At 31.7% G+C, this 17,424-nt stretch carries 19 protein-coding genes; all 19 read left to right on the top strand.

Going from position 1 to position 17,424, the window contains the following annotated elements; all coding sequences use genetic code 4:
* The first annotated feature begins 1 nt into the window (after position 1).
* The 19 genes from rpsE (at position 2) to SCLAR_RS01125 (ending at position 17,422) form a co-directional block, all read left to right on the top strand.
* Positions 2–640, top strand: coding sequence for a 30S ribosomal protein S5 (rpsE, locus tag SCLAR_RS01035; protein ID WP_100254101.1), 639 nt, complete (start codon positions 2–4; stop codon positions 638–640).
* 16 nt (positions 641–656) lie between these two features.
* Positions 657–1,094 carry a 50S ribosomal protein L15 gene (gene rplO, locus SCLAR_RS01040; protein WP_100254102.1) on the top strand — a complete coding sequence of 146 codons (438 nt, stop codon included), beginning with the start codon at positions 657–659 and terminating at the stop codon, positions 1,092–1,094.
* Between the two features lies 1 nt (position 1,095).
* A complete protein-coding gene (secY, locus tag SCLAR_RS01045; protein ID WP_100254103.1) occupies positions 1,096–2,514 on the top strand; it encodes a preprotein translocase subunit SecY in 1,419 nt (472 codons plus the stop codon).
* A gap of 15 nt (positions 2,515–2,529) precedes the next feature.
* Positions 2,530–3,165 (top strand): adenylate kinase, encoded by a 636-nt coding sequence (locus SCLAR_RS01050; protein WP_100254104.1) that lies wholly within the window; start codon positions 2,530–2,532, stop codon positions 3,163–3,165.
* A complete protein-coding gene (gene map, locus SCLAR_RS01055) occupies positions 3,165–3,935 on the top strand; it encodes a type I methionyl aminopeptidase (protein ID WP_100254105.1) in 771 nt (256 codons plus the stop codon). The genes SCLAR_RS01050 and map overlap by 1 nt, the downstream gene beginning before the upstream one ends.
* A complete protein-coding gene (gene infA / locus SCLAR_RS01060) occupies positions 3,935–4,165 on the top strand; it encodes a translation initiation factor IF-1 (RefSeq protein WP_100254106.1) in 231 nt (76 codons plus the stop codon). Before map ends, infA begins: the two co-directional genes overlap by 1 nt.
* 53 nt (positions 4,166–4,218) lie before the next feature.
* Positions 4,219–4,332 carry a 50S ribosomal protein L36 gene (gene rpmJ, locus SCLAR_RS01065; RefSeq protein ID WP_100254107.1) on the top strand — a complete coding sequence of 38 codons (114 nt, stop codon included), beginning with the start codon at positions 4,219–4,221 and terminating at the stop codon, positions 4,330–4,332.
* 53 nt (positions 4,333–4,385) lie between these two features.
* The gene (gene rpsM, locus SCLAR_RS01070; protein WP_100254108.1) at positions 4,386–4,751 is read left to right on the top strand and encodes a 30S ribosomal protein S13; all 366 of its coding nucleotides are present in this window, start codon (positions 4,386–4,388) and stop codon (positions 4,749–4,751) included.
* 17 nt (positions 4,752–4,768) lie between these two features.
* Positions 4,769–5,161: a 30S ribosomal protein S11 gene (gene rpsK, locus SCLAR_RS01075; RefSeq protein ID WP_100254109.1), complete on the top strand. Its 393-nt coding sequence runs from the start codon at positions 4,769–4,771 to the stop codon at positions 5,159–5,161.
* 9 nt (positions 5,162–5,170) lie between these two features.
* Positions 5,171–6,124 carry a DNA-directed RNA polymerase subunit alpha gene (locus SCLAR_RS01080; protein ID WP_100254110.1) on the top strand — a complete coding sequence of 318 codons (954 nt, stop codon included), beginning with the start codon at positions 5,171–5,173 and terminating at the stop codon, positions 6,122–6,124.
* A gap of 14 nt (positions 6,125–6,138) precedes the next feature.
* Entirely contained in the window at positions 6,139–6,498 is a 360-nt protein-coding gene (gene rplQ, locus SCLAR_RS01085; RefSeq protein WP_100254111.1) for a 50S ribosomal protein L17, read from the top strand.
* 157 nt (positions 6,499–6,655) lie between these two features.
* On the top strand, positions 6,656–7,876 hold the full coding sequence (locus SCLAR_RS01090; RefSeq protein ID WP_100254112.1) for an AEC family transporter: 1,221 nt from the start codon (positions 6,656–6,658) through the stop codon (positions 7,874–7,876).
* Positions 7,877–7,895: 19 nt separating this feature from the next.
* Positions 7,896–8,885 carry an NAD(P)-dependent oxidoreductase gene (locus SCLAR_RS01095; protein ID WP_100254113.1) on the top strand — a complete coding sequence of 330 codons (990 nt, stop codon included), beginning with the start codon at positions 7,896–7,898 and terminating at the stop codon, positions 8,883–8,885.
* Positions 8,886–9,273: 388 nt separating this feature from the next.
* Positions 9,274–10,542 (top strand): PhnD/SsuA/transferrin family substrate-binding protein, encoded by a 1,269-nt coding sequence (locus tag SCLAR_RS01100; protein WP_169921830.1) that lies wholly within the window; start codon positions 9,274–9,276, stop codon positions 10,540–10,542.
* 55 nt (positions 10,543–10,597) lie between these two features.
* Positions 10,598–11,359 carry a phosphonate ABC transporter ATP-binding protein gene (gene phnC / locus SCLAR_RS01105; RefSeq protein WP_100254115.1) on the top strand — a complete coding sequence of 254 codons (762 nt, stop codon included), beginning with the start codon at positions 10,598–10,600 and terminating at the stop codon, positions 11,357–11,359.
* 3 nt (positions 11,360–11,362) lie between these two features.
* Complete coding sequence (locus tag SCLAR_RS01110) at positions 11,363–13,951, top strand: PhnE/PtxC family ABC transporter permease (RefSeq protein WP_100254116.1); 2,589 nt, start codon at positions 11,363–11,365, stop codon at positions 13,949–13,951.
* 11 nt (positions 13,952–13,962) lie between these two features.
* Complete coding sequence (locus SCLAR_RS01115) at positions 13,963–14,910, top strand: DHH family phosphoesterase (protein ID WP_100254117.1); 948 nt, start codon at positions 13,963–13,965, stop codon at positions 14,908–14,910.
* Positions 14,911–15,038: 128 nt separating this feature from the next.
* Positions 15,039–16,235 (top strand): energy-coupling factor transporter ATPase, encoded by a 1,197-nt coding sequence (locus SCLAR_RS01120; RefSeq protein ID WP_100254118.1) that lies wholly within the window; start codon positions 15,039–15,041, stop codon positions 16,233–16,235.
* A gap of 293 nt (positions 16,236–16,528) precedes the next feature.
* Positions 16,529–17,422, top strand: coding sequence for an energy-coupling factor transporter ATPase (locus SCLAR_RS01125; RefSeq protein WP_100255211.1), 894 nt, complete (start codon positions 16,529–16,531; stop codon positions 17,420–17,422).
* Positions 17,423–17,424: the final 2 nt, after the last annotated feature.

Genomic DNA, 17,424 nt, shown 5'->3' on the forward strand with positions numbered 1-17,424 from the left:
AATGGCAGAAGATAAAAAAATAGCTGATGTTGCTGCAAAACCTGCAGAAAACAGAGCACCAAGAACAGATAAAACCGATGCTAAGAGAGAATTTAGACCAAGAAGAGATAACAATGGACCAAGAAAATTCAACAAACCTAAAGAAGAAAACCCTTTTGAAGAAAAAGTAGTAGCAATTAATCGTGTTACTAAGGTTACTAAAGGGGGACGTCGTTTTAGATTTGCTGCAGTTGTGGTTATTGGCGATAAAAAAGGTAGAGTTGGTTTGGGTACTGGAAAAGCAAATGAAGTTCCAGATGCTATTAAAAAAGCAATCAAAGATGCTCGTAAATCTCTAGTTAAAGTTCCATTAGCAGGAACCACTGTTCCACATGACATTATTGGACATCACGGAGCTGGACGTGTCTTAATCAAACCAGCTAAAAAAGGTACCGGAGTTATTGCTGGGGGACCTGCTCGTGCTGTTATTGAATTAGCTGGAATTTCAGATGTTTATACTAAATCATTAGGATCAAATACACCAATCAACATGATTAGAGCTACTTTAGATGGATTAAAAGAAATGCAAACACCTGAACAAATTGGTCGTTTAAGAGGTACAATTGTTGAAAAGAAAGTTGAAGCCGTGAAAGCTGCTTAAGGGGAGGTAAAATTTAATGAAATTGCATGAATTAAAAAGTACACCTGGAAGTAAGAAAGATGCAACCCGCGTTGGACGTGGAATGGCATCTGGTAAAGGTAAAACATCAACAAGAGGACATAAAGGACAAAATTCTCGTTCAGGAGGAGGAGTTAGACCTGGATTTGAAGGGGGACAAACTCCATTATTTAGAAGACTACCAAAAGTAGGATTCACAAGTTTAAACAGAAAAGAGTTTACAATTTTAAACTTAGACCAAATTGAAAAATTAGGTCTTACTGATGTAAACCACAAAACATTAATTGAAAAAAAAGTTATTAAATCTGAAAAAAGTCTAGTAAAAGTCTTAGGAAATGGTAAAATAACAAAAGCGATTAATGTCAAAGTTAATAAAGTTTCAAACGCTGCCCAAGAGGCAATTAAGGCTGTTGGGGGAACTATAGAGGTGATTTAGAATGGCTAAGTTGAAACAAAGTAAAGCCACATCTAAAACTAAAGAGAAGAACGAATTCGCTAGGGGTAATTTCTTTGTTAGAAACAAAGACCTTGTCAAACGAATCGTTTTTACTTTAATAGTTTTAGTTATTATTAGGGCAGGAACACTATTGACTGTTCCTGGGATAGAATTAAGTGAAAGTTTTAAAGCTGGTGTTGACAACCAGGAATTCTTTCAACTGTTAGCAACCCTTGGGGGAGGGACAATTGGGCAATTTTCAATACTTGCTCTTGGGGTTTCCCCATACATTACTGCATCAATTATTGTGCAGTTATTATCAACAGATGTTATCCCAGTTTTAACAAGATGAAATAAATCTGGGGAAAGAGGAAGAAGAAAACTTGATAAATTAACCAAAGCCTTAACTGTGCCTTTTGCAATAATGCAATCAATTGCGACAATCTTCACACTATCTACTAGTGGGTTGATTTCTCCAAAATGAGGAAGCAGTGCTGCAGGATCAGGACCTGCATGGTTTTACTACATTTTAGTCCCAACAGTAATGTTGGGAGGAACATTCTTAATGTTATGAGTTGCCGACCAAATTACTATTAGAGGTATTGGTAATGGGGTTTCAATCATTATTTTCACAGGAATTGTTTCAAGTATGCCAACTAACTTTGTTAATACATTCAAATTTTGAATTAAACAAGGTGAAGACCCAACAATTTTATTTGATGGTGTCTTAAAATTCTTGATTTATATTGTGGCCTTTGTCTTTGTAATCTTCATAGTCGTCTTGATGAATGAAGCTGAAAGAAAGGTTCCAATCCAGCAAACTGGATCTGGACTTGTCGACGCTAAGGACCACACCCCTTATCTACCATTAAAATTAAATAATGCCGGGGTTATTCCAGTAATCTTTGCATCTGCCATTATTTCAACACCAATGACAGTTGCTCAAATTGTTGGGGAAAATAGTGCCTTTTCACAATTTACCCAAAACTACCTCTCATTTAGTACATGGTGAGGTATAGGGATTTATGGGGTCTTAACAGTGCTGTTTACATTCTTGTATGCGCAAGTCCAAATTAATCCTGAAAAAATTGCAGAAGACTTTAAGAAATCAGGTACTTTTATTCCAGGAATAAAACCAGGTAAAGATACTGAAAAATTCTTACAAGGTACTATCAATCGTCTAAGTGTAATTGGAGCAATTTTCCTAGCAGGAATTGCAGTCTTACCATATATTATTAGTAAGGTTACTAACTTGCCAAGTTCATTGGCAATTGGGGGAACAGGATTAGTTATTATTATTTCTGTGGCAATTCAAACTGTGCAACAGTTAAAAGGAAGATTGATTCAACAATCATTTATTGACAAGAAACAAGAAAAATTTGCAGATGCAAATGAAAAAACCAACTCACATATTTGATAGTGAAAGGGCAAGAAGATGAATATTATTTTATTAGGAGCACCTGGTGGTGGCAAAGGAACTCAATCAGAGTTCTTGTGTGAAAAAAATGGCTTTGTTCAACTTTCAACTGGGGATTTATTTCGCAGCAATATTATGAACAAAACTTCATTAGGAACTGAAGCACAAAAGTATATGGATCAAGGACTTTATGTTCCAGATACAATTACTAATGGTATGGTGCAAGAATTTTTAAAAACTAAAAGTGATGGTTTAATCTTTGATGGGTATCCACGAACTGCAGAACAAGCATCTGCTCTTGATGAAATGCTAGAGGCTTTGCAAGGTTCAATTGATAAAGTAATTTATTTTGAAATTGATGCTGCAATCTTAATGGATCGTTTAACAGGGCGTTTGATTTGTCAAACTTGTAAAAGAAGTTATCATATCAAAAATAGACCACCACTTGTTGAGGGAGTTTGCGATTATGATCACTCTCGACTTATTGTTAGACCTGATGATGCACCCGATAAGGTCAGAACGCGCTTGATGGTTTATCAAGAACAAACAGCACCATTAGTTGATTTTTATAAAGATAAACTTATTAAAATTGATGCAAACAACAAAACACCAGTTGAACTTTACCAAGATTTAGTTAAGGTGTTGGCAATTTAATGGCAGTCACTATTAAAAATGCTGAACAGCTTGATAAAATGCGTTATGCAGGTAAAGTTTTGGGAGCCGCACTATATGATTTAAAAAAAATGATTCAACCAGGAGTTAATTGTTTAGACTTAGACAAGTATTTTATTGATTTTATAACCAAAAATGGGTGTGAAAGTAACTTCAAAGGTTATTATGGTTTTCCAGCTCATATTTGTGTTTCAATTAATGAACAGTTAATTCATGGCATCCCTGTAAACAGGGTAATTAAAGCAGGAGACATTGTTAAAATTGATGCTGGATGCAGTTTTCAAGGTTGACATGCAGATTCGGCTTTCAGTGTTATTTGTGGTGACATTATTGATGAAAAATATGATAAACTATTAAGGGTGACTGAAAAGTCATTATGCTTGGCAATTGAACAGGTAAGAGCCGGTGTGCGCATCGGGACCATTACTTCTACTGTTCAGACTTATGTTGAATCAAATGGTTTTCATTTGCCAAAAGATTATTCAGGCCACGGGATTGGGTTAGCAATGCATGAAGATCCTTTTGTTCCAAATACTGGAAAAAAAGATACTGGAATGAGATTGACAAAAAATATGACAATCTGCATTGAACCAATGGTTCAAATTGGAACCGATCAAACCGTGGTTGGAGCAGACAACTGAACAGTGTCTGCAGCCGATGATAGTATGACAGCACACTTTGAACACACAATTCTGGTGACAGATAATGAGCCAGAAATTTTAACAATACATAAACCAATGGAGGATAAATAATGGCAAAAGAAGATTATTTAGAAGTTGATGGTACTGTACTTGAAGTGTTGCCAAATGCTACATTCAAGGTGAAACTAGAAAATGAAATAGTAATAGATGCCCACGTGTCTGGTAAAATTCGCATGAATTACATCCGCATTTTACCAGGTGATAAAGTTACTGTGGCAATTTCACCATATGATCCTATGCGTGGAAGAATCACTTATCGTCACAAAGGTGGAGTTAAGTAATTAATTATTTAAACAATAGCAAACAAAACAACAAAAATCAGGAGGTTATAAAGATGAAAGTAAGATCATCTGTCAAAAAAATATGCGACAAATGTCGTGTAATTAGACGTAAAAGCCGTGTCATGATTATTTGTGAACAACCAAAACATAAACAACGTCAAGGTTAATTAGAGAATAATTTTAAATTAATTTTTATTATTATTTAGAAAGGAAATGAACAATGGCTCGTATTAATGGAGTAGAGATACCTAATGATAAAAGAGTGGTTATCGCTTTAACTTATATATATGGTATTGGTTTATCAACATCACAAAAAATCCTAGAGGCTGCAAAAGTAAGCGAAGAAATTAGAGTAAAAGATCTTTCAGAAGATCAAACCAAAGCAATATCAACTGAGATTTCAAAATTCAAAACTGAAGGAGATCTAAGAAGAGAGACATCATTAAATGTGAAACGTTTAATGGAAATTGGAAGTTACAAAGGAATGAGACACAGAAAAGGATTACCTGTTCGTGGACAATCTACAAAGCAAAATGCACGTACAAGAAAAGGTCCCAGAAAAACTGTGGCTAACAAGAAAAAATAGGTAGGGAGTAAGACAAAATGGCAAAACCAAAACAACAAAATAACCGTAAAAAAGTTAAAAAGAATATTGCTAAAGGTGTAGCTCACATCCACTCAACTTTCAATAACACAATTGTAACAATTTCAGATGAACAAGGAAATGTATTATCTTGATCAAGTGCAGGAGCACTAGGATTTAAAGGAAGCAAAAAATCAACACCATATGCTGCTCAAATGATTGCAGAAGCAGCAGGTAAAGGTGCAATGGACAATGGAGTAAGAACTATCTCTGTCGAAGTTAAAGGTCCAGGTCCAGGTAGAGATGCCGCTGTAAGAAGCTTACAAGGAGTAGGCCTAGAAATTACTTCAATCAAAGATACCACACCAATTCCTCATAATGGTGTTAGACCCCCAAAACGCCCAAGAGGTTAGGACTTTTTAATGAGACAATTCGCAAGACCTGAATTTACATTATTAAAAGAAGAAAAAGAAAAAAATTATGGGGAATTTAAAGTTGAACCTTTAGAAAGAGGGTTCGGTACTACACTTGGTAATGCAATTAGAAGAACTTTATTAAGTTCAACACCAGGTGCAGCAGTTTATGCAATAAAAATCACTGGAGCAGCACATGAATTTACTTCAATCGATGGAATTATTGAAAATGTTAGCAGAATTATTTTAAATATTAAAAAATTAGCGCTAAGAATTGATCACAATATGTTCGATGATGAAGAAGTTGTTGAATTAGCACTAAATTCATCAACTGTTGGTCCTGTAACTGCTGGAGAAATTGAATTACCTGCAGGAGTAGAAGTTGTTAATAAAGATCTAGTTATTTGTAATTTAGCAGATGGTGGAAATTTAGAATTAACTTTATTTGCAAAAAATTCTAGAGGTTATAGATCTTTTAAAGACAACAAAAAAGAAAAACTAACAGCTGATTCAATTACAATTGATTCAAATTATTCACCAATAGTACAAGTAGCTTATGAAGTTGAAGCCACTAAAATTGGTAAGTCAGTCGATCTTGAAAAACTAACAATTAAAATTGAAACAGATGGGACAATTGCACCAAGTGATGCAATTGCTACTGCTTCAAAAATTCTAGTAGAACATTTACAATTCTTTGTTAACTTAAATGAAGAAATCAATGATCTTGGAGTAATTGGAGTTACAAGTGAAGAAGATGAAAAAGAATTAGACAGATCAATTGAAGATTTAGACTTCACACAAAGAAGTTTAAACTGTTTGAAAAGAGCAAACATCAATACTCTACGAGATTTAGTATCACGTAGTGAAGATGATATCCAAGAAATTAGAAACTTGGGTAGAAAATCATTAAAAGAAATCAAAGATAAAGTAGTTCAATTGGGACTTACTTTTAAACAAGACTAGAGAGGTGTAGTACTATGTCATATATTCAAAAACAAGGAAAAAACACAGCTTGAAGAGTCGCTTTAATGAGAAACTTAACTACTGAACTAATTATTTCAGAAAAATTAGAAATTACTGAAACAAGAGCAAAAGAGTTAAGAAAGCACTTTGATAATATGATTACACTAGCAAAACGTGGAGACCTACATGCCCGCCGCCAAGCAGCAGCATGATTACGTCACATTAATGCAAGCGAAAAGGAAACAGCATTACAAAAATTGTTTTCAGATCTTGGAAAAAGATTTAAAACAAGAAATGGTGGTTATACAAGAATCTTAAAACTTGATAATCGTCGTGGAGATAATGCTCCAATGTGTATCATTGAGCTAGTTTAAAGCCAAAACTTATTAGGAAACTAATAAGTTTTTTTATGCTTGGTTTACTGTTGTCTCTAAACTTGTCAGCAGCATATAACCACCTATATATAGCATTTTCGTGCTGATTAAGATATAATATTTTTGTGTTTATTAGCACGAGAAAGGTAAGAAATATATGTTATATAGTAACGTAGGACAAGCTATAGCTGATGCCTTAAAAGATACCTTAGGTGGTTGGGGAATGTGATCTGCAATTATTGCCACAGTCTCAGTAATTGGTTTAGGGTTCTTTTTAGCAGCTAGGGGTATTTTCAAAAAAGAGTGAGAAAAAATCCTTGTTAGAGTTGTCATGGTTGTTGGTCTACCAGCATTAGCACTGAATGGATTTTTAGCAAATGCCACTGTTAAAGATATTATTGAACAATTAACAGTATTGTTAACAGGATTTGCATTTTATGCAATCATGATGTTTGTTTCAAAATACTTTTTCTTTAAATATGAAAAAGATTTGCAAGATACATTTGCAATGTGTATTGCTCTTGCATCAACAACTTTCTTTGGAACTCCAATTGTAACAGCAATTTATGGAGGGGCAGCAGCAATGCCTGCTAACATTTTTAATGTTCCATATAGAGTTTTCTTGTATTCATTAGCATTTATGATAATGAGCAAAAAACCAATGGCTGCAACTGTTGATGGAAAAGTTAGCACCAAAAAACTAAAATCAGAAATGACTGAGGTTGAAATTGCAGAAAGTAGAAAAATCAAAAAAAATGCTTTAAAAAACATTTTCTTAAATCCAATTTTAATTTGTACATTTATAGGATTGTTTATTTGAGTAACGCAATTAATTCCTGGAATTGATTTGTTAACTGTAAAAGGTGTAGAGTATAAACAAATTGCTGGAACAAGTGTTTTTGAAAAGGTTGATAAAATTGATAAGTATTCATTTTTAAGAATTGATATTTTATTCCCTCCAGCAAAAACAATTTTATCAACTTTAGCTGGAATTTGTACACCATTAGCATGATTGGCAATTGGTATGACAATGGCTAAAGGTAATTTAAAAGAAGCATTAAAAGATGGGAAACTTTGATATGCTGCTTCAGTTAAAGTAATTGTAGCACCATTAATTATTTTATTAATGATTGTTGGAGTTGCTGGAATTGGTTCAGCTACTGATTGATTTACATTTTCAAAAGTTTCACTGGCTGTAATGGTAATTATGACAGCAGCCCCACCAGCAAATGTTGTTGTGGCTTATGCAATTTCTTATGAGAAAGGTGCCAATGCAGCTTCAAACTTAACTACACTTTCAACCTTATTATCAATCATCACTTTACCTATTTGAGTAATTATGGTAACTGCAGTTGGTGCATTACCAATGTTTGGGTAATTAGAAAAGAGGCATAAATATGAAAGTTATTTGTTTTGGGGTTAGAGATGTAGAAAAACCAATCTTTGAAGATGTTAATAAAAAATTTGGTTTTGAAATGACTTTGGTTCCTGAGTTGTTAACTCATGAAAATGTTGAAATAACCAAAGGTCATGATGCAGTATTGTTGCGTGCCAACTGTGTTGCAGACCAACAAAATTTAGAAAAAATGTGATCATATAATATTAAATATATGTTTACAAGAACAGTTGGAGTTAACCACATTGATGTGGAAGCTGCCAAAAAAATTGGCTTTAAATTAGCCTATGTACCATTTTATTCACCAAATGCAGTTAGTGAACTTGCTTTCTCATTAGGGTTAGCAATGTTAAGAAACATTATTCATATGGCAAAGAAAATGGAAGAAAAAGATTTTACAGTAGATGCAGGTATGTTTGCCTATGAAGCTCGCAATAGTACAATTGGAATTATTGGAACTGGAAGAATTGGTTTTGAATGTGCCAAGGCTTGAAAAGGAATGGGTGCTAGAGTTTTAGGATATGATTTATATCCAAGGACAGATGCTACAGGAATTATTGAGTATAAATCATTTGAAGACATAATGAAAGAAAGTGATCTAATTTCTTTACACTGTCCTTACATTAAAGGTCAAAATGATAATTTAATTTCTAAAAAGTCATTAGCCCTGGCAAAAGATGGTTTAATTATTGTTAATGCTGCTAGAGGTGAGTTAATTAATAATGAAGATTTATATGATGCCTTAGTTAGTGGAAAAGTAAAACAAGCAGCACTTGATACATTAACCAATGAAGGACAAGTCTTCTTTAAAAAACATTCAGGTAAATTACCAGTTGATGTTTATGAAAAATTATACCAACTAAAACCAAGAGTAATTTTTACACCTCATATTGGTAGCTTTACAGATGAAGCTGTTAAAAATATGGTGGAAACAAGTTTTGAAAATTTAAAAGAGTATAGTGAAACTCGGGACTGCAAAAATAAAATCTAAAGTAAATTCAAAATTAAACAACCAAGCTGGTTGTTTTTTATTTTATCTAAATTAAAATAAAATAATTGAGCAAGCACCGAAAAATTTTTTCTTGGAAATTTTCATAAAGAATAAAAAATTTTATTAATTAAAAATTATAGAATAATATGTAATTGAATTATATATAATGAAGTTGTAATTAATAGTTAGCTTATAAGCCCACATAAAGGGTGGGTGTCTCTACGTTAGACCTATCTAACTACTATCTAACTATTAGAATTTCTGAAGAAGCTGCTCTATTAATTACGCTTCAAACAATTATTGCTAGACAATAATTGTTTAGTCCTTTAATTGTTTGAAAACAATATGAATGAGAATAATAAATTTTATTTTCAGCATAAGGAGAAAAATGAAAAAACTACTATTAATTTTTGCGAGCGCATCTGTTTTGTCAGCACCTGCTGCTAGTGTGGTTGCTTGTGGTGGTACACCTGAACTAAGAATTGCTTTTGTTCCTTCACAAAAAGCAACTGAAGTTACTGCAACTGTTTCAAAACTTGAATCAAAGTTAGAAGCTGAAATGAAAAAACATGACAAAAATTTTTCAAGAAAAGTTAAAATAACAACTGCAACTAATTATGAAGCTGCTGGTAATGCAATGAAAAAGGGTAAAACCGATCTTGCCTTTCTTCCAGTAAATACTTATGAAAGCTATCGTGGAGATGTAAAAGATGATGGAACATATTCAGATGCTGGAATATTGTTGGTAGCATCAAGAAAAGCATTGACTGCTGAAAGTGCTTTCCCAAGTTTTCAAACTGATGATAAATTTGATGATGCAAAAGCAGCATCATCAACAATTAGCACAACAGATTTAGATAAACTATCAGCAAACTACAATGACATATTGAATAAACAAATAAATATTTCAGGTGAAGCTAATTCAAAAAAACTAGAATTGAACCCTGAAAATATTAAAAAAGTTTTATTTGACAGTAAAGGTAGCGATGTAAGCTATTACAGATCATACATTTATGCAAATAAAGATTTTGTAAGTAAAACACTTGGTGAAAATGTACCGGCTTCAGGAATAGCCTTCACTACTGAACAATTAAAATCATTAGTTGATAAAGCAGTAAAAGATAAGGCATTCGGTCTTGGTGAAAGTCCAACCTCAAGTGCCTCAGTCTTGTATCCACTACATTGATTGAAACATGACTTAGGTTATTCAAATGAAGAAATTAAAAAAGTCTATGAAACTAAAGAACTACAAAAAAATTACAGTGATGCTGCTCAAGGGTTAGCGAATGGTAAATTTGAGTTAGCAGTTGGTTTTGGAGATATTAGAAATGAACTAAAAGAACCTTCAACACTAGTTAGTGCTTTTAAAAATTCAATTACTATTGGAGCATCAATTGGAATACCAAATGATGGAATCATGTTTTCAAGAAAAACTGTTGATGAAACCTTAGCAACAAACTTAAGAACATCATTAATTTCATTAATTAAAGATCCAACCAATGCTGAAATCTTTGGTATTTATAGTCATACTGGATATGTGGGACCAAAAGATGGTGAAACAAACACTGCTTTTGAATCAACCAGAGATAAAATAGTGACTTCAAACTTAAGTACTATTAAAGAAATAAAAGATTTGGTAGCAGAAATAGCTGCATAAAAAGATATTTAAAAAATATGTGATTACAATTACATATTTTTTTATAGGAGTGAATATGATTAAATTTGAAAATGTTAATAAGGTTTGACCAAACGGTAAATATGCATTAGAAAACATTAATCTGGAAATTAAAACAGGTGAATTTGTAGCTATTGTAGGTTTATCTGGTGCTGGAAAAACCACTTTATTAAAAACTATTAATAAATTTGTACCAATTAGTTCAGGAGCAATTCAAATAAATTTTGATAATGAACAATTTGATGTAAACAAAATTAAAGGTAAAGAATTAAAAAATTTAAGAAAACATATTGGATTAATGTCACAAGAATATAACAACATTGAAAAGCAAGTTGTTTTAAAAAATGTTTTAAATTCACGGGTTTCAAAAATGGGATTCTTACGTGCATTAATTGGGTATTTTAATAAACAAGATAAATTTATTGCTCTGCAAAATTTAGAAAAGTTAAATTTACTCGATTATGCATATGTGAGAGCTGAAAATTTAAGCGGAGGTCAGCAGCAAAGAATTGCTCTTGCAAGAACTTTAGCACAAGAACCGAGTTTAATTATTGCTGATGAACCAGTTTCAGCTCTTGACCCTGTTCTTGCAAACCAAGTGATGCAAGATTTTCAAAGAATTAATAGTGAAGACAAAATAACAATTATTATTAATATTCATCATATTGATTTAGCATTAAAATATGCAACTAGAATAATAGGTTTAAAAGATGGGAAAATTTTATTTGCTGGAGACCCAGCTGAATTATCTACAACTAGACTTGAACAAATTTATGGAAAAGAGTATTCGAAAAATTAAATTATGTTAAAAAGAAAATGAAATAAACTAACATCAAGAGATGTTTTTAAAGTTAATGACCATTATACTAAACCTCCATCAAAAATTTTTGCTTGAACTTTAATTACTGTGGCAGTTACTATGGCAATTTTTGGTTTTATTTTTATTAATGCTAATTGAGTTGAGTTCTTTAGTAGCTTCAACCAACTTGGTGAAACTATAAAAAAAATGTTGTCATGAAACTTCAAAAATTATGCAACTCCGAATTCATTTGGTGATACTTTCTTTGCAAAAGCCTTCACTTCATTGAAGACTACAATTATTATGTCATTTGCTGGAACTATTCTTGGAGTTGCAATGGCAATTCCTGTAGCAATGTTAAGCTCAAATAATATTATTCACAATCGTACTGTTAACAATATTTTTAAAACTTTACTAGCAGTTTTAAGAACACTACCGGCATTTACTTTTGCTTTGATTTTGATTGGTTACTTTGGTCAAACAACTTTGTCAGTAACAATAGCCGTGGCAATATTTACTTTTGCAATTACTGGTAAATTATTTTTAGAAAGAATTGAACATGTTAATTTTAAAATTTATGCAGCAATTCAAGCCACAGGGGCTTCAAAACCAAGGGCATTTAGAACTGCAGTGGTACCACAAATTTCTCACAATATTCTTTCAATCACATTTTACTCACTTGAAACTAATGTTCGTTACATTGCAATTGTGGGAGGAATGTCTTCTGTAGGTTTGGGTGAGTTAATTCAAAACAATATTAATTTACAAAATTGAGATAAGGCAGGCTTCTTATTATTTTTACTTATTTTAGTAGTATTAATTTTAGAATTACTAATCTATGTAATCAAGAAATTTATTCTTAAAGATAGAGATTTTATTTTAGATAAAAGTGAGCAAGATGAAATTTTAAATAAAGTTAAACGTCAACTTGCAAAAAATAATTTAAATTTTTATATTAGTAATACCATCAAAGTAAATTTTAACTTTAAGAAAAAAAGTTTAAGAGAAAAATTTAAGTTATGAAGCAAACAAAGAGAAGCTGTGAAAAGTTTTAAACAAGAACATAAGCAAAAATTAAAATTAGATAAAGATAGTTTTTTAGCTATTAAAAAACAAGAACTAGACTATAAAAAATGATTTGTTTACAACCAAACAATTAGTCAAGATGTTCGTCTCGACAAAATTTATTTAACTAATTTTAATGTAGAAGTTGAAGAAATGAAAAGCAGAATGTATTTGGCAACAAAACAAGAAATGCAAAGTCAACATGAAAAGTTTTTACAAAGTCTAACCGTTGAAAAAGTCTATAAGAAGGCGCCACTAAAATGAATCAAGAGAGCCATTTTTTATAGTTTAATCTTTGCATTATTTGTTTACTCAGTATCTTTAATAGATTACAACTTAGAAACCGAAGATGTTATTGCCTCAACCAATAAAAACTTGGCAAGTATTTTTAAAATTAGTTGAGCTTCAATATTTTCAAAAACTGATATTGCCCCTTATTCAGTTGTCTACTTATTATTTGAAACACTGTCAATTGCAATTGTGGGAACATTCCTTGGAGCAATTCTAGCATTCATTCTTGGTTTATTAAGTTCTGAAACAATAGTTAATGTCTATGTTGCGAAAATATTTGTAACCATAACATCAATGTTTAGAGCAATTCCCACTTACATTTATGCTATAATTTTTGTCTCACTTGTTGGTCTAGGACCATTTAATGGAGCAATTGCTTTAGCAATGGGAACAACTGGAATGTTAACAAAATATAATCGAGAACTATTTGAAGATGTTAACTTTAAAATAGTGACACAATTACAGGCAACAGGATTAAATGCTTGAGAGCGTTTTAGATATGGAATTATGCCTCAAACAACAAGTGGTTTAGTTTCTTATGTAATTTATCGATTTGATATCAACTTCAAAGAGGTGGTTTCACTAGGAATTGTTGGGGCTGGGACGATGGGGTACTTGTTAAACACTTATTTTGGAGATCATTATTTTGCTGAGTTTGGTGCACTATTATTTGGAATTATGATATTTACTTTATTTGTTGAAACAGTTTCAACAACAATTAGAAACAAAATTAACTTAGGAGTTAATCCTAAATTTATGGATAACTTAATTTTATTCATTAAGAATAAAAATTGAATAGTTTATAAAGCTAATGCAGAAATTATTGCCTATCCAGTTAAATTAAACTATGATGAATCAAGAGCACTTTATGCTTATACAAATCAACAGTTGTTTATTTTAGTAAAAAAACTACAAAAAACTGAAAGATTAAGTTACAAAACAGCTTATGTTAGAGGGTATTGCGCTTACTTTAAATTAGATTTAATGACTTATGCTGAGCTTAAAACCTGAGAAAAAAACAAGATTTTAAAATATAAAATTCAAAGAAAAGACTATTTGTCATCATTGAAACAAAAATATCAACAAGAATTACAGAGCCTACAACAAAATTTACATAAAAAATTAAGTGAAACTAGTGATAAGACTGAGGTAAAAAGTTTAAAAAATGAATTTAAAAAGACTAAGAAAAATTCAACAAGAATCTTAAAGTATATGAAAAGTAATTTAAGCTTGTAAGGAGATTGCAAATGTTTAAAGAATTATTAGAGCAAATCAAATACCATGACACAATTATTTTATTGCGACACATTTTCCCAGATTATGATGCTATTGGTTCACAAATGGGTTTAGCAAGTTTTATTCAAGATAATTTTACAGATAAAAAAGTCTTAATTGGGGGCAAACTGCCACTTGAATATGAGACAATTGGGAAAAGTGACAGACTAAGTGCCAGAGATTTTAAAGGGGCACTAGTCATCATAACAGATACAGCCACCAAAGCTAGAATTGATGTTGAAAATCAGGATTTTTTAAAATCAGCTAGCATGGTTTTTAAAATAGACCATCATATAAATGAAGAACATTATGGAGATTTTGAGATTGTTGACCCCACCTATCCAGCAACCTGTGAATTATTAACAAAGCTTTTTGCTGAATCTAAGTTAATTTTTTCAAGACTAACAGCATTTTGCTTATTTCATGGACTTGTAACAGACACAGGCAGGTTTATGTATCGCAGTGTTAGTGCCAGAACTTTTGAAATGGCTGCGATTTTGTTAAAAAATGGTGCAGATTTCAAAAAGGCATATGAAAATATTTATCAAATTGATGCAAAGTTAATGTATTTAAAGGGATATATTCTTTCAAATTTTAAAATTACTGAAAATCAAGTGGCCTACATTGTTATTACACAAGCAATTTTACAAAAATTTCAGATAGATAACCCTCACCAAGTTGCTTTATGAGTCAATATTCTTGGTGAATTAAAAGCAGCTAAAATGTGACTATTTTTTGTTGAAACTTCTGATCACATTAGAGTAGAATTTAGATCAAATTCAATCTCTGTTCGTGAAATGGCAGTTCAATTTAATGGTGGAGGACACCAAACTGCAGCAGGAGCTAGGTTAAAAACTTTAAATGAATGCCAAAAAGTTGTAGAATTTTGCGACCTAATGGTCAAGAAAAGTCTGCTTTAAACCCTATTTTTAGGGTTTTTATTATAAATTATTGTAAAAATACTGTTGCTATTTATAAAAAATATAATTAAAATTAATAAAATGACTGTGAATTTGATATAATTTTAGAGTATGAGAGGGAGTTAATAATGGCAAAATTTCTAACAGCTAGCGATTTGAATGAATTTAAATTACTAATTAATGAGTACAGAGATAAATTAAATAGATCTGGACAAAAATTAGTGGTTGCAAAGGCAAAATACTCTAAAAAAGAAGTAGAGCTTGAATTTGTTCAACGTTATGAAACTGAATATAGAGAAAATAAAGCAAAATATAAAGCTAATGCCCATACTAAAAAGTTTGTGGACAACATTAATTTAGTTAAAACTAAAATTAGTAAAGCAAAAGCCAACAATTCAGATTTGACTGAATTGTTAACTGAGTTACAAACTGCAAAACAGTTGTTAAAAGATGCTAGGTTTTCACTAAGAGACAAAGGAAATAGTGCTGAACTTTCAAAAATTAACAAAGTAGCCCTAAAACTTGAGGATATTAAATTTAGATATAAAGATGACTTCCCCTTTGCAGTTGATGGAGTAAGTGTGGAAGTAAAACATGGTGAGTATGTAGCAATTATTGGTCACAATGGTAGTGGTAAATCTACCTTATCAAAAATCATTATTGGGGTTTTAAAACCAACCTCAGGAGCCATAGCAGTTTATGGAAACCGAGTAACTTCAAGTAATTTAAGTGTTATTCGTAAATTTATGGGAATAGTTTTTCAAAACCCAGATAACCAATTTATTGGTTCAACAGTTAAAGATGATATAGCTTTTGGTTTAGAAAACCGTAGAGTTGAACCTGCTGACATGGAAGAGATCATTCAAAAAGCAGCAAAAAAAGTAAATATGCATGAGTTCTTAGACCATGAACCATTAATGCTAAGTGGTGGGCAAAAGCAACGTGTTGCTATTGCCTCTGCTTTAGCTTTATCTCCAGATATTATGATTTTTGATGAAGCCACAAGTATGTTGGATCCAAAAGGTAAAACTGAAGTTAAAAACATTATGGTTGAATTAAAAAATACTCGTGAAAAAACAATTTTTTCAATCACTCATGATATGGATGAAATTTTAAATGCTGATAAAGTTATGGTGATGAATGCAGGACAACTTGTTAAATTTGGAACTCCAAGTGAAATTTTATCAGATAAGAATTTTTTAAGATCAATTCACTTAGATATTCCTTTTGTGGCTCAGGTGGAAGAAGCACTTGAAGAAGTTGGTCTTAAATTAGAGCACAGTGAAAGTTTAGAAGAGTTGGTGGAGAGAATATGTCAAAAGTAAACAATTCAGTAGATAAAAAAGAGTTAAAAGCTAGACGTAAACAACACTCAAAAAACCTAGCCCTGGCTCAAAAAGAGGAAATTCGAAGAACCAAAGATTTACATAAAAATACTATGAAGTTGATTAAAGAAGATTTACCCAATCAAAAAATCTTTAAAGCTGAATTTAATAAACTAAAGAAAGATAAACTACAAGATTCTCCTGTCAGGGTCAAAAAAGTTCAAGATTGATGAAACAACTTGACTCCAGAAGAAAAACTTGAAAAAACCAACATTAGACAGCACAAGGCCAAAATGGAGAGTGCTAAAAAACCACATTTTAATTTTGAAGATGATATTAAATTTGAAAATGTTTCTTTAACATATAGTAAAGACACACCATTTGAGTTTAGAGCTTTGGATGGAACAGATTTAACTATTAAAAAAGATAGAATTACAGCAGTTATTGGAATGACAGGAAGTGGAAAATCAACCTTAATCCAATTAACAAATGGTTTATTAGTAACTGAAACTGGACGTACCTTAGTTGGTGATTATCCTTTATTTGCCTCAATGAAAAAAATTAAGGAAGTTAAGGATTTAAGAAGGGAAGTTGGATTGGTATTTCAATTTCCTGAATACCAATTATTCCAAGACACAATTGCTAAAGATATTGCTTTTGGTCCAATTAATCTTGGTGGTGATAAAGTGCTTGCCTTTAAGAAAGTACCAGAATTACTAAGAATGGTTGACTTACCTGAAGACTATGCAAAACGTAGTCCCTTTGACCTTTCTGGGGGTCAAAAAAGAAGAGTGGCAATTGCTGGAATAATTGCTATGGATGGGGGAACCTTGGTGTTGGACGAACCAACTGGAGGTTTGGACCCACAAGGTGAAGAAGATTTTATGAGATTGTTTTATAATCTCAATAAAGAAAAAAATAAGCGAATTATTATTGTAACCCACAATATGGATCATGTTTTACAAATTGCTGATGATGTTGTGGTTATGCATAAAGGAAAAGTTATTGAGACTGGATCACCATTTGAAATCTTTTCAAATCAAAAGTTACTTGAAAAAATTGAAATTGAACCACCAAAATTGTACAAGTTAGCATATAAATTAAAAGCAAAAGGTCTAGATATAACTGGTGAAAAATTTAGAACCGTTGAAGAAGTGGCTGCAGCAATTAAAGCAGCCAAAAAATAAAG

The organism is Spiroplasma clarkii, assembly GCF_002795265.1.
Taxonomy (GTDB): Bacteria; Bacillota_I; Bacilli_A; order Mycoplasmatales; family Mycoplasmataceae; genus Spiroplasma_A; species Spiroplasma_A clarkii.